Annotated in this window: 19 protein-coding genes and 9 pseudogenes; 17 read left to right on the top strand and 11 right to left on the bottom strand. The window is 55.3% G+C overall.

Features of this window, described 5'->3' with window-relative positions:
- Nucleotides 1-101 precede the first annotated feature (101 nt).
- A complete protein-coding gene (locus ACFQI8_RS19220; RefSeq protein WP_390247665.1) occupies nt 102-971 on the top strand; it encodes a fumarylacetoacetate hydrolase family protein in 870 nt (289 codons plus the stop codon).
- Nucleotides 972-1239: 268 nt separating this feature from the next.
- Entirely contained in the window at nt 1240-1632 is a 393-nt protein-coding gene (locus tag ACFQI8_RS19215) for a universal stress protein (protein WP_390247675.1), read from the top strand.
- Nucleotides 1633-1811: 179 nt separating this feature from the next.
- Here the strand turns inward: ACFQI8_RS19215 and ACFQI8_RS19210 are convergent, their stop codons facing one another.
- Nucleotides 1812-3272 (bottom strand): YjiH family protein, encoded by a 1461-nt coding sequence (locus ACFQI8_RS19210; RefSeq protein ID WP_390247663.1) that lies wholly within the window; start codon nt 3270-3272, stop codon nt 1812-1814.
- Between the two features lie 288 nt (nt 3273-3560).
- Here ACFQI8_RS19210 and ACFQI8_RS19205 point away from each other — a divergent pair, with 288 nt between their 5' ends.
- The 5 genes and pseudogenes from ACFQI8_RS19205 to ACFQI8_RS19185 all read left to right on the top strand — a co-directional run bounded on the left by ACFQI8_RS19205 (nt 3561) and on the right by ACFQI8_RS19185 (nt 7533).
- Nucleotides 3561-4694 (top strand): amidohydrolase family protein, encoded by a 1134-nt coding sequence (locus tag ACFQI8_RS19205; RefSeq protein WP_390247661.1) that lies wholly within the window; start codon nt 3561-3563, stop codon nt 4692-4694.
- Nucleotides 4695-4700: 6 nt separating this feature from the next.
- On the top strand, nt 4701-5078 hold the full coding sequence (locus tag ACFQI8_RS19200; RefSeq protein WP_390247659.1) for a Rieske (2Fe-2S) protein: 378 nt from the start codon (nt 4701-4703) through the stop codon (nt 5076-5078).
- Between the two features lie 386 nt (nt 5079-5464).
- Nucleotides 5465-6232 carry an IclR family transcriptional regulator gene (locus ACFQI8_RS19195; RefSeq protein WP_390247657.1) on the top strand — a complete coding sequence of 256 codons (768 nt, stop codon included), beginning with the start codon at nt 5465-5467 and terminating at the stop codon, nt 6230-6232.
- Nucleotides 6233-6330: 98 nt separating this feature from the next.
- Nucleotides 6331-6962 (top strand): annotated as a pseudogene (locus tag ACFQI8_RS19190) (IS6 family transposase).
- A 383-nt stretch (nt 6963-7345) separates the two neighbouring features.
- Nucleotides 7346-7533, top strand: a pseudogene (locus tag ACFQI8_RS19185) (DUF8012 family protein).
- 5 nt (nt 7534-7538) lie between these two features.
- Here ACFQI8_RS19185 and ACFQI8_RS19180 read toward each other — a convergent pair.
- The 3 genes from ACFQI8_RS19180 to ACFQI8_RS19170 all read right to left on the bottom strand — a co-directional run bounded on the left by ACFQI8_RS19180 (nt 7539) and on the right by ACFQI8_RS19170 (nt 10166).
- Complete coding sequence (locus ACFQI8_RS19180) at nt 7539-8015, bottom strand: universal stress protein (RefSeq protein ID WP_390247655.1); 477 nt, start codon at nt 8013-8015, stop codon at nt 7539-7541.
- A 97-nt stretch (nt 8016-8112) separates the two neighbouring features.
- The gene (locus ACFQI8_RS19175) at nt 8113-9579 is read right to left on the bottom strand and encodes an MATE family efflux transporter (protein WP_390247653.1); all 1467 of its coding nucleotides are present in this window, start codon (nt 9577-9579) and stop codon (nt 8113-8115) included.
- Nucleotides 9576-10166, bottom strand: a complete 591-nt coding sequence (locus ACFQI8_RS19170) for a TetR/AcrR family transcriptional regulator (protein WP_390247651.1) — start codon at nt 10164-10166, stop codon at nt 9576-9578. The genes ACFQI8_RS19175 and ACFQI8_RS19170 overlap by 4 nt, the downstream gene beginning before the upstream one ends.
- Before the next feature lie 206 nt (nt 10167-10372).
- Here ACFQI8_RS19170 and ACFQI8_RS19165 point away from each other — a divergent pair, with 206 nt between their 5' ends.
- The 4 genes and pseudogenes from ACFQI8_RS19165 (at nt 10373) to ACFQI8_RS19150 (ending at nt 12325) form a co-directional block, all read left to right on the top strand.
- On the top strand, nt 10373-11050 hold the full coding sequence (locus ACFQI8_RS19165; protein ID WP_390247649.1) for an MBL fold metallo-hydrolase: 678 nt from the start codon (nt 10373-10375) through the stop codon (nt 11048-11050).
- 67 nt (nt 11051-11117) lie between these two features.
- A pseudogene (locus ACFQI8_RS19160) lies at nt 11118-11305 on the top strand (DUF8012 family protein).
- A 92-nt stretch (nt 11306-11397) separates the two neighbouring features.
- Nucleotides 11398-11766, top strand: a pseudogene (locus ACFQI8_RS19155) (hypothetical protein); the annotation flags it as partial.
- A gap of 73 nt (nt 11767-11839) precedes the next feature.
- Nucleotides 11840-12325 carry a redoxin domain-containing protein gene (locus tag ACFQI8_RS19150; RefSeq protein WP_390247647.1) on the top strand — a complete coding sequence of 162 codons (486 nt, stop codon included), beginning with the start codon at nt 11840-11842 and terminating at the stop codon, nt 12323-12325.
- A gap of 123 nt (nt 12326-12448) precedes the next feature.
- Here the strand turns inward: ACFQI8_RS19150 and ACFQI8_RS19145 are convergent.
- Nucleotides 12449-13084: pseudogene (locus tag ACFQI8_RS19145) on the bottom strand (IS6 family transposase).
- A 473-nt stretch (nt 13085-13557) separates the two neighbouring features.
- Between ACFQI8_RS19145 and ACFQI8_RS19140 the strand changes: the two are divergent.
- Together ACFQI8_RS19140 and ACFQI8_RS19135 are read left to right on the top strand one after the other, a co-directional pair.
- Nucleotides 13558-13926: a hypothetical protein gene (locus ACFQI8_RS19140; protein WP_390247645.1), complete on the top strand. Its 369-nt coding sequence runs from the start codon at nt 13558-13560 to the stop codon at nt 13924-13926.
- Complete coding sequence (locus ACFQI8_RS19135) at nt 13923-14495, top strand: hypothetical protein (protein ID WP_390247643.1); 573 nt, start codon at nt 13923-13925, stop codon at nt 14493-14495. Before ACFQI8_RS19140 ends, ACFQI8_RS19135 begins: the two co-directional genes overlap by 4 nt.
- Nucleotides 14496-14963: 468 nt before the next feature.
- On the opposite strand, the gene ACFQI8_RS19130 is transcribed toward ACFQI8_RS19135, so the two are convergent.
- Both ACFQI8_RS19130 and ACFQI8_RS19125 read right to left on the bottom strand, forming a co-directional pair.
- Nucleotides 14964-15698 carry a type IV pilin domain-containing protein gene (locus ACFQI8_RS19130; RefSeq protein WP_390247641.1) on the bottom strand — a complete coding sequence of 245 codons (735 nt, stop codon included), beginning with the start codon at nt 15696-15698 and terminating at the stop codon, nt 14964-14966.
- Nucleotides 15699-15816: 118 nt separating this feature from the next.
- Nucleotides 15817-16634: pseudogene (locus ACFQI8_RS19125) on the bottom strand (IS5 family transposase).
- A 206-nt stretch (nt 16635-16840) separates the two neighbouring features.
- On the opposite strand from ACFQI8_RS19125, the gene ACFQI8_RS19120 reads away from it, so the two are divergent.
- From ACFQI8_RS19120 to ACFQI8_RS19105, 4 genes and pseudogenes are all read left to right on the top strand, one after another.
- The gene (locus ACFQI8_RS19120; protein WP_390247639.1) at nt 16841-17548 is read left to right on the top strand and encodes a DUF8071 domain-containing protein; all 708 of its coding nucleotides are present in this window, start codon (nt 16841-16843) and stop codon (nt 17546-17548) included.
- 33 nt (nt 17549-17581) lie between these two features.
- Nucleotides 17582-17692, top strand: a pseudogene (locus ACFQI8_RS19115) (IS5/IS1182 family transposase); the annotation flags it as partial.
- A gap of 158 nt (nt 17693-17850) precedes the next feature.
- Nucleotides 17851-19020, top strand: a complete 1170-nt coding sequence (locus tag ACFQI8_RS19110; protein WP_390247637.1) for an AI-2E family transporter — start codon at nt 17851-17853, stop codon at nt 19018-19020.
- 144 nt (nt 19021-19164) lie between these two features.
- Nucleotides 19165-19932 carry a CBS domain-containing protein gene (locus tag ACFQI8_RS19105; RefSeq protein ID WP_390247635.1) on the top strand — a complete coding sequence of 256 codons (768 nt, stop codon included), beginning with the start codon at nt 19165-19167 and terminating at the stop codon, nt 19930-19932.
- A gap of 205 nt (nt 19933-20137) precedes the next feature.
- Here the strand turns inward: ACFQI8_RS19105 and ACFQI8_RS19100 are convergent, their stop codons facing one another.
- The 4 genes and pseudogenes from ACFQI8_RS19100 to ACFQI8_RS19085 form a co-directional block, all read right to left on the bottom strand.
- Complete coding sequence (locus tag ACFQI8_RS19100) at nt 20138-20467, bottom strand: PIN domain-containing protein (protein ID WP_390247633.1); 330 nt, start codon at nt 20465-20467, stop codon at nt 20138-20140.
- A complete protein-coding gene (locus ACFQI8_RS19095; protein WP_390247631.1) occupies nt 20468-20764 on the bottom strand; it encodes a CopG family transcriptional regulator in 297 nt (98 codons plus the stop codon).
- Nucleotides 20765-20874: 110 nt separating this feature from the next.
- A pseudogene (locus tag ACFQI8_RS19090) lies at nt 20875-21430 on the bottom strand (IS6 family transposase); the annotation flags it as partial.
- Nucleotides 21431-21840: 410 nt separating this feature from the next.
- Nucleotides 21841-22085: pseudogene (locus ACFQI8_RS19085) on the bottom strand (UDP-glucose 4-epimerase); the annotation flags it as partial.

Below are 22085 nucleotides of genomic sequence, written 5' to 3'. Positions count from 1 at the left end.
TTCGTACAGGCCCGCGACTCGGCGTTGACTCGTCGGGACCTGCTCTTCGCAGATTTTCTCGAACAGCATGTTTTATATCCGTACTGAGTAAATGATGCAGTATGCGATTCGTCAGATTCGACCAGGGACACCTGGGACTGTTGACTAACGACGGCATCGTCGACCTCACCGACCGCCTCGGACTCGGAACCGATGACCCACTCGTCGAGTACATCAACGGCGACTACGATGCCAGCGAATACGTCGACGCCGAACCGGACTACGATGGACGCGAAGTCGATATCAAGTCGCCGGTAAAGCGCCCCGGCAAGGTCATCGCGGCACCCCTGAACTACGAGAACCATATCGAGGAAGCCATCGCGGACAAGGACATCACCACCGACGAATGGTTCTCTATCGAGGACAAGGGGTACTTCCTCAAAGCGCCGTCGAGCGTCGTCGGGCCGGACCACGGCATCGAACTGCCGTTCGACGACCGTCGCGTCGACCACGAAATCGAACTCGCGTTCGTGATGGGCGAGGACACCAAGGACGTCGATTCCGACGAGGCTTGGAACAGTATCTTCGGGTACACCATCCTGCTCGACATCTCGGTTCGCGGCGACCAGGACCGGTCGAACCGGAAGTCCTACGACACGTTCACCGTCGTCGGGCCGAGCGTCGTCACCCCGGACGAAATCGACGACCCGCAGGGTCTGGACATGCAACTCGACCTCAACGGGGAGACACGTCAAGACGCGAATACCAGCGATATGGTCTACACCTGCGCTGACATCGTCCAGTACGCGAGTATCGGCGCTACGCTCGAAGTCGGCGACATCGTCACGACGGGAACGCCAGAAGGTGTGAGCGAACTCAACGACGGCGACATCGTCGAGGCCGAGATCGAGAGCGTCGGGTCGATGACCGTCGACGTCACGCAACGGGACCTGTCTTTCGCCGACGTGAACGTCCAGAAAGGCGGTCAGTAACGTCGCAGTACGTCGCGCCACATACCTTTTTGCGTCCGACGCAGTGTTGCGAAACGTAGCGAAGCGTATCCAAAAGCACGAATACGACGAATACGGGCCAACACCAATACGAGTACTCACCGCTCTCAGGGTGACGTGAGTCTCAAGACGTTCTCGGGCTTCGAGAGCCGGGACAAAGAACTATGTCACAAGCAACCACTCGTACGGTCGTACGAGTGGCGGAAAGCGATTGCGAGCCAATCGCTCGATGTCACTCGACAGGGAAACCATGACAACGATTCTACTTGCAGTCGACACGGATGTCGAACGGGCGAAAAAACAGGCCAAAACCATAACCAGTCTCCCGCTACAGAACGAGGACACTCTCCTCTTCGTGTTGCACGTCTTCCGCACGGACGACGGCGGAGCCGACGCGAGGAATCTCAAGTCGGTCACGGCGGCCCTCGATGACCTCGAGGCGGCAGGGTTTGCGGTCGAAGTCGAACAGTCGAGCGGGGATGCGGTTCAAAACATCCTCGAGGTGTCAGAGCGTATCGACGCCGACGTCATCAGTCTCGCGGGTCGGAAGCGATCACCCGCGGGGAAAGCACTCTTCGGGAGCGTGTCACAGGACGTGCTCTTGAAGTCGGAGCGACCGGTCCTCATTGAGACGACCGATTGAAACGGAAGAGACCTCAGTACGATTTTTCACCGCGATTCGAACGCGCCGACTATAGTAATCTCCAGAAGTATCTACTCACAGTTGTCTCTGTATTACTGAGAGTCGGCGTGATACGACCGTTTCCGGCTGGTGGACCCGCAAAGACTTCCAGATTCTACTATAGCAGGCGCCGGACGGGGCTATATCAGTCCGAGCGTGTCCGCCGCATGCGTCAGCGCCGCGGCAATCGGAATGAGGAGCGCGGTACGCATGACCAAGAGGAGAAAGAGGTCGCGAAAGCGCATCGGCACGTCGTCGAACATGTCGACCATCATCGGGGCCGGTGCGGAAAAGAAGATGGCCTGCGCACTCGTGACGATAAGGACGAACACCTGCGTGACTAAGTCCGCCTCGACGACGAACGTGCTTCCGATGAAGAACTCCGCTCCGCCGAGGATGATACCGATAGTGGCCAGTTTCGGGTCCGGAATCCCGAACAGAGACAACAGCGGAACGAACGGTTCGGCGATGTATTCGAACGCCGGCGTGTAAGCCTCGAGCAGGAGCACAACCATCGACATCGTCAACACGGACCCGACGACCGTACCGGCGAGCTTCAGACCATCGATGAAGCCGGTAAACGACGCGCGGGGTATCGAGTCACCGTTCGCCGCCGTCGAGACGCCTTCGTTGAACGCGAACCGTAGATACTCACCGACAGTTCCAGTAAACCGAGGCTCTGGGTCGGGCTCTGCGATGTACTCGTTCGGTACCATCGAGAGAGGTGGAATCCGGACGAGGATGGCCGCGACGATGAGGGTCGCGACGGTGTAGAGGAGCACGATGACCGGAAAGATGTGAAGCAGGCCGAGAATGGCCGCAACCGCGCCGACGGTCCCTAAGTTCGCTGTCGCGAAGCAGGTGCAGATGACGAACACCTCACGCTTGTTGTATCCGCCTCGGTCGAAGACGTTCCGAGTGAGGTAGTAGCCGATACTGAACGACCCGAGCCACGATGCCGCGCTATCGAGCGCTGACTGCCCGGGGAGTTTGAATGCCGGCCGCATGACCGGTTGCGCCAGCGTACCGATGAACTGGAGTCCTCCGAGCTCCGCGAGCAGATTGACGAAGACGGCGCCGATTGGTATCACGAGCGCGACCGTGATGACGAGTGCGCCCCAGGCGATGTTGACAATGGGGTCCGCAAGCATCCACGCCGGCCCGATGTCGAACAGAATCGCGAACGCGAAGAAGACCGCCGCGAGCCTGAACAGTACGAACACCGACGCTGTACGCCAGTACTCCAACTCGAGTCGGTCGACCGTTCGTTGGCTAAACGTCGGCGTGCCACGATAGTGAACGTCGGCGACAGTCGTCAGCACACCCCCCACGATGATGATACCGAGTGCGAACAGTTCGACGGCGGCTATCGATGCGTTCTGAATGAGCGTCAGGATGACGTCGAGCGGAATCGTCGTCTGTCCGTTCCATTGTATGGGAAACAGGAAGACGAACCCGCCAGTCAGAAAGGCAACGACGAACCGGAGTATCGGTCTCCATCCGTTTCGACCGAAGTCTACATCGGAAATCGACTTCTCCTCGGCCCTCACCGACGCGTCGGATACGTGGTCCTCGCTCTCCCATGCTTGGCTACCGAGCATACCTCGTGTGAGTTCTTCGGCCGGTATAAAACTACCTGAGAAAATAATTATAACCTATTTCAATAGAAGTCCATGTTCGGGAGTGACGCGCCTGTTTAGTCACGGTTCGACCACAATAGCGAGTCCCACTCGCTGATTCGCCTCGCTAGCGGTCCACCGTACAGTTCTCTATTGCTTCGACGGTCTCCGGTATCGGGAATCACTCACCCGAACCGTCCGACTTGAGAGCCAACAAATAGTTGCAAGTATACATAACTTATTTATGATAGAGTATCACATTTGTTCATCATGGGTTCGCCAATTAGCCGAATAGATGCTCAAGCAGAGGTGCCCGACCAAGCGTTCGATGATCGAGTCATCGATCTCGACTTCCACGTTAACCCGCTGGAAGACGAGCTGTTATCGTACGTGGAAGACGACGTCGTCAGAGACAAGCTGACGACTGAGTTCGGTCCGACACCGATTATGGGCAAATGGGACGCCGCCTACGGCATCAAAGAAGGCAACGAGGGACTGTTCACGCAGGGACGCGCGGAGTACGCCGAAGACGTCCACGAGGCCTGCGAGAAGTTCGCCATCGACGACCCAATCGTCAACGCCGGCATCAACAACCTCCCACTTCAGCACCATCCGGTCCTGAAGAACGGACTCGTGCAGGCGGGCAACGATTACATGCTCGACAACTTCGCGGACGAGGGTGTCTACACCTCGATGCTCGTCCCGAAGTGGGACACCGAATACGCGGTTGAAGAAATCGAGCGCGTCGCGTCGGAAGACAACATCGTCGCCGCGTATTCGTGGTTCGACCCAAAGACGCCGTGGGGGAGTGAACAGTTCGAGCCGGTGTTCGAAGCACTCGTCGAACACGACCTTCCACTACTCCTGCACGGGTCGCTCGCGTACTGGCCACAGCACTCCTACGTCGGCGACGAGATGCTGACGTGGACCGAAGTCCTCGGCTTCGACTGGCCGGTCCATACGATGGTGAACATCGTCAACATGATTATGCGAGGCGTGTTCGACCGGTATCCCGACCTCGATGTCGTGTTTCAGGAGGGCGGCCACTGGTGGCTCCCGTTCCTGCGCTACCGCATGGACGAGTTCTACGAGATGCACCCCGACGACATCAGAATCACTCCCCGGAAGCACGAAGACGGCGAGGACTATCTCGACCGGCGTCCGAGCGAATATCTCCGCGACAACATCTACGTGACGACCCAACCGCTCGCACTTCCGCGAGGGTCCGGGCAAGCGAGGAACCTACTCGAGTTGAGTATGGCGGAGGACACGTTCATCTACTCGAGCGACTGGCCGCACCAGACGCTTGACCCGCCGACGTGGTTCTACACGTCCCGCGCGTTCGACGAGGACCTTCGCGACGCGGTCTTACACAAGAACGCCGAAGACATCCTCGGTATCTAACCAGCCATGAGCGCAGAGTCACAGATCAAAGACGACTACACCAAGGTCGCATCGGTCGAAGACATCCCCAGTGGCCGCGGGATTGCGGTGAACGCTAACGGAATCGAAATCGCGATCTTCAATGTCAAGGGCGAATTTCACGCCCTGTCTAATCGCTGTCCGCACCAAAACGCGCCGCTGTACAAGGCCGGTGAGGAGAAGATTAACGCGGAACACACGTGGACGACGTCCCGCGGCGGGGTCAACGAAGAGGAGCTCAGCGTGAGTTGTCCGTGGCATCTCTGGGAGCTGGATATCGAGTCCGGTGAGCATGAGGTTTCAGGGAAGTGTATCGGTACGTTTGACGCCGAGGCCGTCGACGGCGACGTCTACGTCCAAATCTGACCCGAGAAAATCGGTTATCTACCCGAAGTTACCTTATTTTGTGGCCCTTTGGTTGTAGAGTTCGAGTTGGGTAGGGCTGTCTCAGCTGATTTTGAAATATCCGAGCCGATTCTACTACTCAACGCAAAGCGATTACCGAGTCGCTAGAAACCTCCGACAGTATGTTGAACCCATATTTCGGTATATTCGAAATTGAACGTCTTCGGGAGGTTTGTTATTACAGACCTAATGGCGTAATTCTACTAATTGAACTACGAACTGTCTCAAATACGGTACCCGTACTCTACGTCAGACGGCGGTACAAGTGGTGCCTCTCGTTCAAGCAACGACAGCGTAGGTGGCACGGTTGAACAAGTCTTATACGTGAAATCATCATTAGGTATACTATGACAAACGCTGACTCACCGAAGCGGCCGATCAAAACAGCAGTTCGAGTGTTCGAGTTAGTCCAAATCGTCCAAGACTTAGAATCTGCGACGTTTACCGAAATCTCCGAACACGTCGACATGGCAGAGAGTACGCTGCACGACTACCTGACGACACTCACCTACCTCGGCTACTTTGTGAACGAAGGACGGCAGTACAGTCTCTCACTCCGATTTCTGGATCACGGTATTGCCGCACGTGATACATTTTCGATATGCTCGAAATCGAGGGATACTCTCAAGCAATTGGCTGACGAAAGCGATGCGGCAGTTTGGTTGACAGTCGAACAGGGTGGGAAAGTAGTCTACTTAGCACAGGAGTTAGGAGAGAATTCGATCGAGACCCACGAAAGATTGGGTAAACACGAGTTCATGAATTGTCTAGCGTCCGGAAAAGTGATGCTTGCGTTCTCGTCGGAGGAACACATTGCGAATGTCGTCGAGACCCATGGTCTCCCACGGGAGACTCCAGAGTCAATCACATCGAGAGATGACCTGCAGAAAGAACTTGCCGAGATCCGTGAGCACGGCTACGCCGTCAACCACAATGAGACCGCACAGGGGGGATCTGCAGTCGCTGCTCCTATCGTGGTCGACGACGATGTTCGAGGCGCAATCGCCATCGCAGCCCCCCATGCACGCATCGAAAACGATGAATACCGCCAACAGATCATTGAACTTGTCACAACGGGGTCAAACGAAATCGAACTCCGATTAGCGTACGAGTAGACCATTCGAGACCGCTTGCAACACGATATGAGGACCGAACAGTAGGTAGTGTTCAGATAAGGATTGAAGCATGAGGCGTAGTGTTTTCTAAGTTGGTCGTGCCCGAAAACGCTAACCTCAGCGGTAGTCTCAACCGAATCGAATTAGAATTTGTGGAGCGAAAAGAAACACCGCGGCTGTTGATAAATCCCAGTATTCAGCTCCATCTTGCTGAATTCTCACTTTCGAATACTGTTTCTATTCTTGAAATATTTGGTGTTGACCGGGCGCGGTCCACCGTTCACAACTGGATTCACAAGGCTGATCTACAGCCCGACGACGGTCGAAGCCCGACTCACGTCACGGTCGATGAAACCGTGACTCGAGTTCAGCACGAGCAGTACTGACTGTACGCCGCGGTCAGTCAAGAGACAAACGAATTACGCCACACGAAGCTTGAGACGACAAGAACGAACGTTATCGCTCTCTTCTTCCGCGAATTGCGTGAGAAACACGACGTCGACGACGCGGTGTTTCTCGTCGATGATGTGAACCCACTGAACGACGCCTGCAATCGACACGGGCTCGATTTCAGATATGAAGCCACGGAAATCGGAACAGCGTCGAACGTGTCTTTCGTGGAGTAAAACGACGAGCTACCAGTTTCTCGAACTGTTTCAGCAACGCCGAAGAAGAAACGGTAAGCGAGTGGCTCAAATCCGTCGCCTTCGCATGGAATCAGCTAATCTGAACACCACCATATAGACGGACCTAACGATATACGAACCTTCTGTATCGAACGAACTGACACTCACAGCTGAATGCGCTTTCCGGAGTTCACAGAGGTAGTATTAGTTCACATTTTTGAACATTAATTCGTAGCCCAGATTCAAATCCATCTGAATCCCCCGTCGAGCAATTCAACGACAATCTCCGCGTCGACCATTTAGACGTCACCACGAGCGAGCCGACCGATGTGTCCCGCGACCGACCACCGGTTCAAAACTCGAGAGTCGGACCCAGATGAGGCGTGAACGGGACAACCGATCTGGGAAGTGCCCGGTGTGTGGCGCAGTTCGCGACGGTCCCAGTCTCGATGGGGAGTCTTTCCGCGCCGGCGAGGGGTGGCTTCCGATGGAGCAAGAGTTCACACAGGGCTACCGGATGCATCGTGTACTCAGCAATCCTAGCCGCTCGACGTCGACCGATTGGACGACGCGAATCGAGAGCGAGTCGAAACCGCGAGAGACCTCCTGGAAGAGGTGAGTCTTCTCACACGGCCGGGCGACGGAGCCGGGACCGACGCCCACGCAGACTCCTAACTCCGTCAAGCCGCCTTCTCACGAACGGTGAGTACGGGAACAGGAGCTCTCCTGAGCACCCGCTCGGTCGTGCTGCCGAGGAGGTAGCGTTGCACGCCGCGACGGCCGTGGGTTCCCATGACCAACAGATCGATCCCGTTCTCCTCAACGTAAGAGAGGATCGTCTCGTCGGGAATCCCGGTTCGAATCGCGGTCGTCAGTTCGAGACCGCGTTCGTCCGCAGCATCTCGGAGGTCCTCAATCGCGTGCTCACCGATTGCCTCGAATCGCTCGAAGATTTGGTCCACGTCGGCGTCGAAGCTCACGTCCTCGACTCCCGAGTCCAGGGCGAGCTCGGCGACCTTCGTATCGTCCACGACGTAGAGCACGTGGATGGTCGCTCCGGACAGCTCCGCGAGTGTGAACGCTTCCCCCAGCGCTCTGAGCGCCAGGTCACTCCCGTCGGTCGGGACAAGGATACGCGTGTACGTCGCGTCAGTCATCGGTCGACACTCCGCTCACATACGATTCGGTGTTCGACTTCGGTGAACCCTTTCTGTCTAACAGGCGTCGGCGTTCGGTGGCTGTCCACGAACATAGTCAATCGCCCCCCATAGTGACGTCTTCGTTGTCCGGTTCGGGTCCACTGGGACTCGACGTTCCACGAACGTCCCCTTCACGCCAGGTGCCGCGTCGGAACCACAGCCACGCGATGACCGCCCCGATGACGTTCGAGGCGAAAAAGGCGATCCAGATTCCCCGGACATCGGGCTGTCCGAAGAACCACAGGTCGACCGGGAGCACGCCTTGCGAGGCCACGTATGCAACGGGAAGTCGGATGACGGCGAGTGCCGCAATTGAGATTGCAGCAGCGATCAGTGTTTTTCCGGCACCGCGGAAGCCGCCGGTAAAGGCCCGCTGAATGCCGATAAATCCGAACGACAGCGCGACGTACCGCAGGAACTCCGCGCCGACGTCGAGGACGGCCGGGTCGTTGGTGAACACCGAGACGATAGGCGTCGGGACGAAGAAGATGGCCACGCCGGCGACACCGAGGATGCCGAACAACCCTTTTGCCGCGACGTAGTTCGCCTCCTGGGCGCGGTCGTACTTCCCTGCTCCGACGTTCTGACCAGTCATCGTCTCAACACCGCGCGCGACGGCGATAGCCGGGAGGAAGATGACCGAGAACACGCGGGTCCCGATGCCGAACGCCGCGACGACCGACGTCGAGAACAGCCCAACGACGATCAACAGCGCGTTGATCGAGAGCGCACGGCCAGTTCCCTCAATCGACGCCGGAATGCCGATGCGTAGGATCTTCCGGAGGTACTGAAGGTCGGGTTTCATATCGGTGAGATTGATCTGGATACCCCGCGTTCCCGACAGCATGATGTAGAGGCCGACGAGCATCGCCAGCCCCCGCGAAAAGACAGTGGCGACAGCCGCTCCCTGGATGCCGAGTTCGGGGAATGCGAGCGGGCCGACCGTCCAGCCGTTGATCAGGAACGGGTCGAGAATCACGTTGATGACGACCGTCCCGAACATGACGAGCATCGGCGTGATGGTGTCACCCGCGCCGCGCATCAGCGAGATGAACACGAAAAAGCCGAACATGAACGGCAAGCCTAGTGCAACCACCTGCATGTACGCTGTGGCCCCTGGGAGGACGTCGGGCGATGCACCGAGGAACGCGAGGAACTCCCGGACGAACGGATAGCCGATTGCACCGAGGATTGCTGAGGCAATGAACGCGAACGATACCGTCTGCGAGGCCGCATACTCGGCCTCCTTAGTCTCCTCAGCACCGGAGTGTTGGGCGACAAGCACGCTCCCGGCGACCGAGAGGCCCATCCCGAGTGAGATGAGCAGGAACACCATCGGGAACGCGAAGGAGATGGCTGCCAGCGCCTCCGTCGAGTACTGGCCGAGCCAGAACGTGTCGGCCAGATTGTAGGCAGTCTGCATCAGGTTCGTGAACACGATGGGTAGCGAGAGGAACAAGAGTGGCTTGATGATGCCACCCTCTGTCAGGTTGAGTTCCTCCTGTCCTTTGAAGAAGCTCACGCGACCACCTCCGAGCCAGACGGCCAGCCGAGGTGCAGTTCCAGCGTGTTTTCGAGGACGTGATGCGTTTCGTCGAGCGGCTCACCCAGAGCCACTTTCCGTACGTGTGCGCCGTTGATCGTCGTTGTGACGAGTCTGGCGACTTCGTCCGGGTCGGTCTCCTCGAAGTGACCATCGTCGATGCCGTCTGCGACGATATCTGCGACGACCTCGCGCATCATGTCGTCGAGACCGAGGAACCGTTCTCGGAAGAGCCCCTGAAAGGGTGCCTGGGTTTTCAACTCCATGATCGCCACGGGGAAGCCGTTGGCGTCAGGGTTCGACGATGTGAAGACCGCGTTGAAGAACGCTCTGAGTCGTTCGCGCGGATCCGTCGCTTCGGAGGCGAGTTGTTCCGTGAACCGCTCGATCAGGTTGTCAAGGAACACGTTCAGCAACTCTTCTTTCGTATCGAAATGGTAGTGGATCGCTGCGGTTGTCATCGACGACTCGTCGGCGATTTTCTGCATCGTGAGTCCGGCATACCCGTGTTTGCAGAGAACCCGGTTCGTCCCGTCGATGATCTCGGATTTTGTCTCCGATTCCATTCTCTATGGGGACTTACTAACTGATTAGTTAAGAGCTTTCTGACTGATTAGTAAGTCCAGAATCTGTCATTTTTTATCTCTCGGTTCACGACACAGGTCGCGAGAGGCACTCGGAGTCACATCGCCTCGGCGTTCCGGCCCGCGGAGGAACTGGTCTCTCTCGCCGGAGCCCCGTGTTTCAAGCCGCTCGCGACCATCACCACGGTATGGAACTTATTGACGGCGTGTACGGCCTGCCACTCGATGTGTCGCTGGGCGACCGCGAGATGACGCTCAACCCAGTCGCCGTCGAGACGCCGCAGGGACTCCTCCTGCTCGACGTCGGTCTCCCGGATGGACTCGACGACCTCGCCGACGCGCTCGATGCGGAGGGGCTCGGGCTCGAGAACACGTGGGCGGTCGCGATCACCCATCAAGACCTCGACCACGCTGGTTGTTTGGCGGCGGTCGTCGAGCGAACCGACGCGGTCGTGTTCGCCCACGAGCGAGACACGCCGTACCTCGAAGGCGAGACGAAACTGGTCAAGTCCAGCGAGGAGCGCCCGATGGAGATTGCGCCGACGACGGTCGACGTCCAGGTGACCGGTGGGGAGACGTTCGCGACCGCGGCGGGTCCGATGCGAGCTGTCTCCACTCCCGGGCATAGCCCCGGCCACACGTCCTACTACTTCCCCGACGCAGAACTGTTGATCAGCGCCGACGCACTCAACGTCGTCGACGACGAGTTGGTTGGCCCACGCGAGGACGCGACACCCGATCTGGAGACCGCCTGGGAGAGCGTCGAACAGCTCGCCGAACTCGACATCAAGGAGACGTTCTGCTTCCATGGTGGGTTCGTCGAGGCAGGGACCGACCGCATCGAGAGATTAGCGGCCAACCGGTAGCGCGGATTGTCGCACTCAGGCTGATGCCTTGTATCGGGCTGGCCGCCCTCGAACCGCTCTTCCCTATATGAATCAACGAGTGAAACAGGACTACCGGATGCATCGTGTACTCAGCAATCTCAACCGACCCGATCTCAATGGTTGGACGACGCGGATCGCAACCGAGTCGAGACGGCGAGAGATTTCCTCGAAGAGGTGAGCCTTCTCACGCGGCCGGTCGACGGAGCGGGGGCGGATGCCCACGCAGACTCCTAACTGGAGTCGCTAACCACGCCTCGAGAGGTACCTCTCACGTCGGTTTATCGCCCCGACAGGGGGGTTCGGGGGCGACCCCGCGAGGCCCAGATATGGCCACACTGCAAGTTGCGACGACGACGACCGGCGTGATTGTATCGGATCCGCAGGCAGTCCGCGAGCTCTGTGAGAGCTACTGCTTCGGGACGCTCGACTGGGAAGCTACCGAAGACGGAGAGTTCACCATCCGGGGGTACGACGACTTCGAGGTGTACGAGCGCGGGAGAACGGCCTCCCGGACTACGAAGGCGGCATCGTGGCCCACGAGTTCTTGCGAGAACTCGCCGACCACCTCAAAGCCGACGAAGAACTCGATATCCAGATAGCGGGGTTCACGAAGTGCCGCTTCCCAGTCCAGCAGGTATCATACAACAATTCTAACACCTCATTTTGTCCATACCCAACTTTCCCACCCGTCCCCCACTTGCTATAGAATTAGTTCTCACCCAGGAGGTTGGGGTCGATTTATAATTATTGAAACCCTACTGTTTGAATATGGTCAAGCTTGGTGAGACTGCATCGGATTTTACACTTGACGGAACACAGGGAGATGAAATTCGAGAGTTCACCCTCTCCGAGTTTGCGGACGGACGCCCTGTTGCCGTCGTGTTCTATATTTACGATTACAGCCCGGTCTGTACGAAGCAGATGTGCGAAATCAACGAGATGGAGTATCTGACGTTCAACGACGACATCAGAGTGCTCGGTATTTCGACTGACGGGCCGTACAGTCACCAGCGATTCATCGCCGATAACAACATCTCGTATCCACTATTAACCGACGACGAAAAGCACGTCTACGAGCAGTACGGCATGGTTGAACGGAGTGACGAGGGACGGAGGAATGCAAAGCGCGGCATCGTTCTCGTGGATTCCGAACGTACAGTTCGGTACCGATGGCAAGCAGACGACACCTGGGATGACTGGCAAAACCAGCCCCTCCAAGACATCCACGGACTAACTGAGGAACTCACACAGTGACACATCATCTCAGCACGACCAAGTATCGGAGATGTATTAAACCACCTTCTGATCCGCTAGACCCAGTAGTTCCGAAATCACTCGTTTTGTGAACTGCTTTATGACATCCAGAGTCGGTAGTGTTCAGATAAGCTGATTCCATGCAAAGGCGAATGATCTGAGCCAGTCGTCGGCAGTGTTTACTTCGGCGTTGCTGAAACAGTTTGAGAGCGAGGAATTTCTCCGTTTTATCTCACGAAAGACACGTTCGACACTGTTTCGATTCCCGTGTTTTGCATATCGGAATCGAAGTCCATGTCGATTGCAGGCGTCTTTCAGCGGCGTCGCGCCACCGACGAGAAATACAGCGTCGTCAACGTCGTGTTTCTCGCGGAGTTCATGAAAGAATGAGTGAGCGATAACCTTGGGTCTCGTCGGTTCAAGCTTTGTATGGAGTAATTCGTTTGTGTCTGGATCGACACCGGCGTACAGCCAGTACTGCTCGCCGTTGAGTCGAATCACAGTTTCATCGACCGCAACGTGAGTCGGGTTTCGACCATCGTCCGGCTGTAGACCGGCTTTGTGAACCCAGTTGTGAACGGTGGAACGAGCCCGTTCGACACCAAATACCTCAAGAATAGAAACAGTATTCGAGAGCGACAATCAAGCAAGATGAAGCTGAATACTGAGATTTACCAGCAGCTGCGGTGTCGCTTCTCGTTCCACAAAATCTAACTCGATCTGGCCAAGGCTTCCGCTGAGCCGGGCGTTTTTCGGCATAAGCACTGAAAAATCGCACCGCCTCACCTTTCAATCCTTATCTGAACACCGCCGCATACTCGCGAAGAATATATGACTCAGTTCGGCATGTTGCAACACAGACTGACTCTATCGGGGACGTGGGCATAACAGATGAAAGCCCTCGACCGCTCAGCATCCCGCGACCATGCGAGACACAGTCTCACTTGCTCCCGGTCGCTTCGTCGACGGCGCGGAGTGCCGGCTCCCAGCGAGACCTTCGGTCCCGCACGGCTCATGGGACCCCCGCTACGCACCTCGTGGCTGGGGTGTCCTCAGGCTCTGCCTGTGGACGAGCGAGGGTTTCACTCTCGCGTCGCTTGCAGGATTTCGGCGCGCATTTCGTTCGTGACGCCACCTCACAGTAACCGTTGACCAGCCCTTTTCGACCGATGTGCAAGCTATGTGCATTCACCAGAATCGTTATGAAGCTGTGTGCAGAACTTGCACATATAATGAGCGCGAGTGACAAGCCCCGACGAGTCCATTTCCAGTCCCCGGAGTACCTCGTCGAGCGTCTCGACGCGATTGCGGCGCTCTTCGATAAGGACAGGACGGACCTCCTCGTCGAAGCGATCCGCGAGTACATCGAAGAGACTGCCGACAGCGAGACGTTCCAAGAACTGGTGGCAACGAAGTACTACGACGACCAGCTTGAGTTCGAAGCGGTCAAGCAGTTGGTCGGCGCTGAAAGCGCCCAACGGCTCCGTCTGCTCAAGGCAGACCTCGAGGGCGAACCGTTGGATCTCGGTGCACCCACTGACGTCGACATCTACGGCGATGACGCGACGACGGTCGAGACTGGTGACGGCGACGAGCGATGAGGAGGCCGCGACTGCGGACAGTCGTCGCCGACACGAGTGCGCTGGTCAGTCTTGCCGTCCCACGAGCCGACCCGGCCTACGACACCGACACGGCTCCGGATTCCCTCCAGTATCTCCTCACCTCGTGTGACGTGTTCGTGCCGCCAGAGGTGATCGCGGAGCTCCGCGACATCACGCAGTACCAAGACATCCACGCCGCGGCTGCGAACAACGTCCTCGCCGCTCGCACCCACTACACGGTCGAGGACCCCTACGAGCGCGACGATACGCCAGAGTCGAGGCCGACGTTCGGTCTCGACGACGGCGAAACCGACGGGATCGTTCTCGCGAACGCAGTCGGTGTCGACGGGTTTCTCACTGACGAGTTCGGTGGGACGAACTTCCCGCTGATTCACGCCGTGCTGGAGGGGCCACGGATCGTCCCGACGCCTCGTCTCATCGTGGATTACGCTCGGGACGGGCATATGAGCCACGAGGAGGCCCGAACGCTCATCACGACGATCAGCCCGCATCGGAGCTGGGAGAACAGTCCGTACGTCGCGCAATTGCTCCAACGCCTCGACGCATAAGAACCCGGTTAGCCCTGAACCAGCTGTTCGGACAATGTGTCGTCCATAATCGATAATCGCCCTACGATGACTTTCGAGAATACGCCCTCCGGACTAGGTCCACTTGCTCGAGAATTATCGCGCTCATATTACGGAGTCGCCGTCCCCGCACACGATATTTTCAATGCCAAGCGCGTACACGATATCTCGGCTCTGTTGAAATCCTCAGTAGTTGATAGAAATTCCGTGCTGAAGATAGATGTATCGGTCACGATGTTTCTGACAGATAACAGGGAGAACTAATTGGATCTGCTACATTGAGTATTTCCTCCTTCCTCGGTGTTTCTTATCAATTTGAATCGGAAACGCTCTTGATTAACTTACTATTCCCTTGATTAGATGGCGGACTCCAACGTCAATTGACGAGTATGGACCCAACCAGTGAAGTTTTTAGGAAATAGAATTAGACTGTCTCCAGCAAAACAACCCTCACCTAATACCGGGTTCCGTGACAGTCGTCAGTACATTTGATTTGCTCTCGGTTTCATATACAGTCACTGTAACTGGATCAGTCTTCTTTAGACCAGAAACTCCCCCATTACCATTGAGATCCACATTTAGATCACCGCCGCTGTTTGAAAAAATTATATTCTCGCTGTATGGCCCTGCTTCCACGACGACGTATACATTGTCGTCTTGCACTTGGCTGAACTGGATATTCTTAACTGTCATCGTGCCGCCGAGAACATAAGTACTCCACCCAGTCTCAACACTACCGATTGACGCCGTAGGACCGAGATCGTTTGGCACATCGTACTCAGCGATTATCGCGGTATTTCCGCGGTTAGGGGATTGCCAGATGAGTTTCAGCGTCTCACCACGCGCCACGTGTACCGCTGCGGAGTCCCCGGATTTGACGTCTTTGCCAGCCCATTCGGTGATGTCACCATAGGTGGTTTTTTCAAGTGCAGCGCCGGAGAACCTCAACTGGTCACCGTTGAGAGAACCACCAGCCGTTTGTGTGACAATTACATCACCGTTCGTGTAGTCGGCGCTGTAGTCGAAACTCACCTGTGGAGTCGGAGAAAGTATGTCACTACCCATTCCCAAACCAGCCACTGAGATAACAGATCCTAGAACTACTACGATAGCGACCATCAAAATCGTACTGACGACTGGCGTGACCGCTCGTTCTTCAGTGACAAACGGTCTGTCATCGCTCATGGAATGGTCACCAGATAATTAAGATAACGATTATACTATCTTTACACTACCGGTGCTCCTACAGCTACAATCACTTACGTTCGTTCTGGTATCTTGATAGTTACCTTGTATTGACCGCTCAGAGCGACCGGTCGAGATTATGTACGAGACAGGCGATAGTGAGTTCACGGAACTGTTTCCACCAGCGTCGTGATCGGACGAACGCACCGTACTTCCGCTTGAGCGTGGATTTGACAGTCTCGGATTGACTCCGCTGACCGTAGAGATCGGCGTCTAAGCGTGCGTTCCGTGCCTTGTGGAGCAATGTGAACTCACGATGCTTGATCAGTGGTCGAACCTCGTGTTGACGGGCAAATCGTCTGATCTTCTGGTTGTCGTGGCCTTTGTCACCGAGCAGGATGTCAATTTGCTCGGGATTGCGTTTGATCAACGACGGTGCGATCTGGCTATCGTGTTTTCGTGTCGTCGTCACGTGTAAATCGAGAATCGTGTTTACCTTCGCATCGACCACCAGTGTCACTTTGAGCCGCTGAATCGTGAGTTCAGCTCGTTCCGTGTAGTGTTTTGAGGCGTGATTGCGGTCGAACCCTGACGCATCGACTCTAACGACTCCACTCGTGGAAGTAGCGTCGCTGAGAGAGTCAGTATGACACGCCAGACAGCCATATCAAGCCGATTGAACGCCTTACAGAGCGTTGATGGCGTAGGAAGTTCAGCTAATCCGAGGGCGCAACGAATGCGGGGCATCTCAATCAGCTCGTCAAGCAGACACGATAGGTCGTGCTTCCGAACTTTGAGACGCAGCAAAACAACGTGCTGAGGAAGCGTATAGTGGTGTTTAGAAAACTTCGAGGAATACCGAGAGACGGCTCGGCGTGCTAGATCTGTCGCCTTCTCAGTAACCCGGAGAATCTGCGACTTCGGGAGAGTCTTCATCTCATAGAATTACGGGACAAACATGTGACTCTCTGAGGATTTCAACAAAGCCGAACTGTGCTATGACTCCCTCTCAGCTAGGACGGCAACCGTCCCTTCTCGTCGATACTAAGACGGAGCCGGTAGTCGAGTGCGTTCCAGTCGTCAGGTTCTGGCTACGAAGCGGGATAAAATTTTTACTTCTTTGGACACATCGTACCGCCGCTGTGTCCCCCAACAACGATGACCCTCCGAGAAACCCATCCGAACGAACCGCACGCAGCCACATGATCACTGCGTTCAAACATTTTGTCGCCGCGCTTTCGGTGATGTATGCTGTGTTCAGAGCAGTTGTAACCATCCATCCATCGCTTGAACGGATTTGGGCGGGAATCGTCGGACGACACCGAAAGACTTCGCTTATAGCAATTCTATCGGCGCCGATAACCGCGAGTGTTGTCGGTCTCCTGATTTGGAGTACGTATGGGTATCGCCATGTCGAGAACATCGTCATCGGTGACACCCACAGTCTCAGTCAGTGGGTTGCAGGTATTCGGAGTCCCACTGGACCCACTGCTATCGCCCTCCTCGGTCTGATTACGCTCGTAGCGCTCGCTACAATCCTCTCGGCGAAAAACTCGGGATTGGTGCCGACGATGGCTCTCGTGATGGGACCTATCTTCGGGATTGGTCTCTCGAGATATGGACTGCTGATTGAGCACTTCTCACCGAGTAAACTTCATCGGCTTTTCGGCACGACAGCGATGCACTTCGAGACAGTCGGTGCCGTCGAGACGCTCGGAACTGCTCTGTTCCTCGCACTACTCTGGGGCATCCCCATCGGGATCGTTGGATTCGTCCTCGGCACTCTAGCCCGACGAATCGGCCGTCTCTTCCGCCCCAACAATGGACAGTCTGGGGTTTCAGGGGCATGAAACAAACTGAACGAGGAACTGCCGACACCAGCCGAGCGCGCGCTGGGCGACGCCGTGCGAGCGCTCGGCTGGTGTCGGCAGTTCCGTGAAATTGTCCTGATGTTCGCCATCATCAACATAGAACCGCTCTGTGAACCGCTGTAACCGTGACTCAGCATCTATTCAACAGAGCAGTATAATAGGTACTGTAATCATTTCAATGATGAAAATTCATTGACGGCACCTACCTATTTTTGATCATAACAACCGGTCGGGAATCCGTTACCGACATGTCTTTTTGTTAGGGCGGGAGCCATTAGGTGATGAAGTACGATGCGGCACTACGTCGACGAACACTCTTTGGGTTAGGAGGACTGGGATTACTAACGGCTGTAGTTTTCGTTTTGATCCAGTTTCAGGCGACGCTCGTATTCACGGTATTTCTCTACTACGCAAGCCGTCCAATCTATCGTAAGCTGGAGAATCTCTCACTTCCTTCGCGACTCGAAGGCCACCGCCTCCCCTATCGCCGCCAAGCGCTTGCTGTTACTACAATCTCGATTTTCCTACTACCGTTTCTCTTCTTGCTCACGTATACCCTTGTGCTAGTGGTGCCAGAAATCCAACGCTTCGTTGGTGGGAGCGGTCCCGGTGCAGCGTATCTCTCCGCGTTACAGTCAGCACAAGGTAGTGGACTCCCAGCACCGCTTGTAGGGTTAGAACTCAGTGACGTGCTGGCGATGGATCCCCAGAAGGTCGCCGCGATTCTCAATGATCCTGCAGTTCAAGCATGGGCAGAACGAATGGTTGCTACCCTCATCGATTCGGTAGGCCTCATCGCAGATGCCGCACTCCACGGATTTATTCTTCTCGCGGGAACGTATTATCTGCTCACCGATGGGTCGCGTCTCGTACGGTGGTTCCTCGACAACTTCGATGAGTCCGGCATCGTCGAGTCATACGCGCTGTCCGTTGACGATGAACTGTCCTCGATTCTCTTCGGCAATATTCTGAACGCATTCGTGACGGGAATCATCGGGATTCTCGTGTTTTCCGGGTATAATCTCATCGCTCCGGGAGCGGTAAAAGTACCGTTCGCGCCGCTGGTCGGTGCACTCACAGGGGCCGGAAGTTTGATTCCTGTCGTCGGGATGAAAATCGTGTATCTCCCCGTGGGAGCAATCCTCGCGGTTGCCGCCATCGCCAGTGGTCAACCAGGGGCGTTCGGCTTCGTGATTCTGTTCCTCGTGTTGGCGTTCGTAGTTGTCGATACCATTCCAGACTTCCTGATTCGCCCGTATGTGAGTGGGAACCGAACGCATGTGGGTCTGCTGATGTTTGCGTATATTCTCGGGCCGATCGTGTTCGGATTCTACGGTATTTTTCTTGGCCCGATACTACTCGTCTTTGTCGCACAGTTCTTTAGAACCATTGCACCGTACGTACTTACCGGCAGACATCCACATCATCAATCTGATTTCTCGGACTATTGAATAAACCCCTAGCAGACCCGATAATGGATGCACTCACAGCGACGAAACAGGCCTAGAATGGCTTCGTCTCTGTGTTCTCCGGGACAGGTGAGAGACAATGATACCACATGGACACGACGGTGATTTGGATACGAACGGAAACCCATGGTTACCTACAAGCAAACGCTTCAGACAGCCATGTACACAATCGCTGACCTACCGATCGGAAACATACTCCAGACCGTCGAATACGATCTTGAGCTTGAAACGGCGCTTCGTCAGATGTTTGAGAGTGGCTACACGCAGATCGGCGTTGAGCGGGATGGCGAATTAGTCGGGATTGTCACCTACAGGTCAGTCGTCCGGACGCTCCTTGCATTCCACCAGCTGGAGGTCGGGCACAAAACACTCGATAAGATATCGGTCGGGGCAGCAGTTGAAGACGCGCACACAATCAGCGAGGATGAGACCCTTCTCGCAATATTCGATGCACTCGCGGAGTACACGTATATCGTGGTCACTCGAGACGATGAGTGGCGTATTCTGACTGACTACGATCTTCTAACGCGGCTGAAACAGATGCTTGAGCCGTTTTTGCTGATTGAGTCGATTGAGATGCAGTTGCGGGATATTTTCACACGAGTGTTTGGTGATTCGTTGTCGGAGCAGTTGTCCGGGACGTTCGGTGACGATCATCCACTGCCAACGCCGGCGTCGGTCGAACATTGTAGCTACGCACACTATGCTCAATTCATTTCTATTCACTGGGAGGAATTCGAATCGCTCTTCGATGATCAACAGGACGTGATTCGCGAGTTAGTGCTTGAGATTGGCGATATGCGAAATCGGCTTTTCCACTTTCGAATCGACGACCCAGACGAATTTGATCGGGACCTGCTCCGCTTCGGTCAGTCCTACTTCTCTTCAGTGTGACTCCTGAAATCACGAGCAGGTTGCCCTGAGAATTGTGCTATTTGACAACAGATAGAGAAGCTGGCTGAGCTCGATGCATCGAGATGCATAGTCTCAACTATAGTAGAATCTGGAAGTCTTTGCGGGTCCACCAGCCGGAAACGGTCGTATCACGCCGACTCTCAGTAATACAGAGACAACTGTGAGTAAATACTTCTGGAGATTACTATAGCTCTCGAAGTTCAAGAAGGGCCCTGTGGTCGTCGGTAATCAGGAACGTTGCATCCATCTCACGGACTGCAGCTATGCAACTGGCTTCACCATCGTCGATTCGGCTCGTCACAAACTCACCACCAGCGACAGCAACAACAGTGAACGAGCCGACCGTATCGAGGACGTCATTGGCGTCTTTACCATGATGGTCGTTGTACTCAGCAGTTTCTTGGAGTTCCTCGAGAACTGTCTCTGTGGTGGCGACGTCAAACTCGACGACGAAGGTTTCGAGAATCTCACCGATTGAGAGAGAAATGAATGCCCTCGTGTCTACAACGAGCATTTAGAGGTCTGCGAGTTCTTCGCCACGATCAAGCACCTGTTTCGAGGCTCGGACGGCTTCGGCATCCTGTCGGCCGATAATCTCGACAAGTTTCTTAAACTTGATGTGGTCATCTAAATATAGTTCGACAACGGCCTCACGAAAATTCTCATCAGACTCTTTCTCTTCGAGATACTGTTGGAGGGCCTCAATGAGAACCTCTGTTCGATTCTTGTGAGTGACTTCGGCCGCGATGTCAGCATGTGCCACCAATTCCTCGGGGAGTCGGAAGTTGACCCGTTTCGTACTCATGTACATATTGAAAACTGTGTCGGCCTCCTCATCGCTTGGGTACCCTCGCAAACCCTCCTCACATCTCGTTATGAGGTACTCTGGATCCCAGTTCTACAGGGATAAAACGGTGCTGTTCAGATTAGCTGATTCCATGCGAAGCTGAACGATCTGAGCCAGCCGTCGGCGGTTTTTGCGTCGGCGTTGCTAAAACAATTTGAGAAACAGAAAGTTCGGTGTTTTGTCTCTTGAGAGATACGTTTAACAGCATTCCGATTTCTATGTCTCTCGTATCTAAAAGCGAGTCCGTGACGCTGGCACGCGTCTTGTAGCGGGTACGAGCCATCAACGAGAAACACGGCGTCAGAGACGTCGTGTTTCTCGGAGAGTTCCGTCAGAAATGAATGAACGAGAATCATTGTTGTCGTCGTTTCAAGCCTTGTATGTAGTAATTCGTTTGTTTCGAGATCGACGGCGGCATACAGCCAATATTGTTCGTCGTTCAGTCGGATTACCGTCTCGTCAACCGCAACGTGATTCGGGCTGTAGATCGGCCTTATGAACCCAATTATAGACGGTGAATCGAGCGCGTCTGACACTAAATACATCAAAAATGTATACAATATTTGAAATTGATATTTAAGCAAGGTAGATCTGAATACTGAACTTCATCAGCAGTCGCGGTGTCGCTTCTCCGAGAGGCGATAGAGAACGCAGTTGCCGGACCGGTACCAGACCGGCTCAATGATTCGACCTCAAGGGCCAGATTTACACAGAAATACTATAGGGGTCACGCAATACACTTGGTATTAATTCCGATAGCGGTCGGTGGGACCGTTGTCAGCGAACCGACGTGCCATTGCCGGACATCGGTGAGAGCGTAGAACCTCAAGCACGAGTCTGTCGTCTCTCCAAGTGAACACCCGGTCGCGTGGAGTTGTATAGCGACGCCGATTAGGGCGTTCGCTGTCCGCTCACGCTCCCGAGTTCTTTCGAAACCCGTCGGTTGAGCGGTCTACGAGACCCATCCCACGGCACGTCGATTTTTTCGACTTGCCAAGCCCTTCACAATGTACTATTCACTCTCTCAGTGTACGGTGGGTTCACACCGTGGATGGGCTTGCTCCATAGGAGGTGAGTAACCGCTCGATACCGTCATCAAGTGTGACTTGGGGAGCATATCCGAGACGACTCTCCGCACGGGAGATGTCCGCACACGAACCCTGGATATCTCCTTGTCGTGGGTCGCCATGGACGATTGAGGAATTACTGGCCGTTGCGTTCTTGATGATTTCCGCGAGTTCGTGAATCGCTGTCTCAGACCCCGTGCCGATATTGTATGCAACAC

This window comes from Haloferax chudinovii, from assembly GCF_042663345.1.
In the GTDB taxonomy this organism is placed as follows: Archaea; Halobacteriota; Halobacteria; order Halobacteriales; family Haloferacaceae; genus Haloferax; species Haloferax chudinovii.
This window is presented reverse-complemented; position numbering and strand designations above follow the sequence as displayed.

What these genes read in the sequence shown, in the direction of transcription:
- ACFQI8_RS19220 (WP_390247665.1), top strand. Translation starts at nt 102, where the DNA reads ATGCGATTCGTCAGATTCGACCAGGGACACCTGGGACTGTTGACTAAC.
- ACFQI8_RS19215 (WP_390247675.1), top strand. Translation starts at nt 1,240, where the DNA reads ATGACAACGATTCTACTTGCAGTCGACACGGATGTCGAACGGGCGAAA.
- ACFQI8_RS19210 (WP_390247663.1), bottom strand. Translation starts at nt 3,272, where the DNA reads ATGCTCGGTAGCCAAGCATGGGAGAGCGAGGACCACGTATCCGACGCG.
- ACFQI8_RS19205 (WP_390247661.1), top strand. Translation starts at nt 3,561, where the DNA reads ATGGGTTCGCCAATTAGCCGAATAGATGCTCAAGCAGAGGTGCCCGAC.
- ACFQI8_RS19200 (WP_390247659.1), top strand. Translation starts at nt 4,701, where the DNA reads ATGAGCGCAGAGTCACAGATCAAAGACGACTACACCAAGGTCGCATCG.
- ACFQI8_RS19195 (WP_390247657.1), top strand. Translation starts at nt 5,465, where the DNA reads ATGACAAACGCTGACTCACCGAAGCGGCCGATCAAAACAGCAGTTCGA.
- ACFQI8_RS19180 (WP_390247655.1), bottom strand. Translation starts at nt 8,015, where the DNA reads ATGACTGACGCGACGTACACGCGTATCCTTGTCCCGACCGACGGGAGT.
- ACFQI8_RS19170 (WP_390247651.1), bottom strand. Translation starts at nt 10,166, where the DNA reads ATGGAATCGGAGACAAAATCCGAGATCATCGACGGGACGAACCGGGTT.
- ACFQI8_RS19165 (WP_390247649.1), top strand. Translation starts at nt 10,373, where the DNA reads ATGGAACTTATTGACGGCGTGTACGGCCTGCCACTCGATGTGTCGCTG.
- ACFQI8_RS19150 (WP_390247647.1), top strand. Translation starts at nt 11,840, where the DNA reads ATGGTCAAGCTTGGTGAGACTGCATCGGATTTTACACTTGACGGAACA.
- ACFQI8_RS19140 (WP_390247645.1), top strand. Translation starts at nt 13,558, where the DNA reads ATGAGCGCGAGTGACAAGCCCCGACGAGTCCATTTCCAGTCCCCGGAG.
- ACFQI8_RS19135 (WP_390247643.1), top strand. Translation starts at nt 13,923, where the DNA reads ATGAGGAGGCCGCGACTGCGGACAGTCGTCGCCGACACGAGTGCGCTG.
- ACFQI8_RS19130 (WP_390247641.1), bottom strand. Translation starts at nt 15,698, where the DNA reads ATGAGCGATGACAGACCGTTTGTCACTGAAGAACGAGCGGTCACGCCA.
- ACFQI8_RS19110 (WP_390247637.1), top strand. Translation starts at nt 17,851, where the DNA reads ATGAAGTACGATGCGGCACTACGTCGACGAACACTCTTTGGGTTAGGA.
- ACFQI8_RS19105 (WP_390247635.1), top strand. Translation starts at nt 19,165, where the DNA reads ATGGTTACCTACAAGCAAACGCTTCAGACAGCCATGTACACAATCGCT.
- ACFQI8_RS19100 (WP_390247633.1), bottom strand. Translation starts at nt 20,467, where the DNA reads ATGCTCGTTGTAGACACGAGGGCATTCATTTCTCTCTCAATCGGTGAG.
- ACFQI8_RS19095 (WP_390247631.1), bottom strand. Translation starts at nt 20,764, where the DNA reads ATGTACATGAGTACGAAACGGGTCAACTTCCGACTCCCCGAGGAATTG.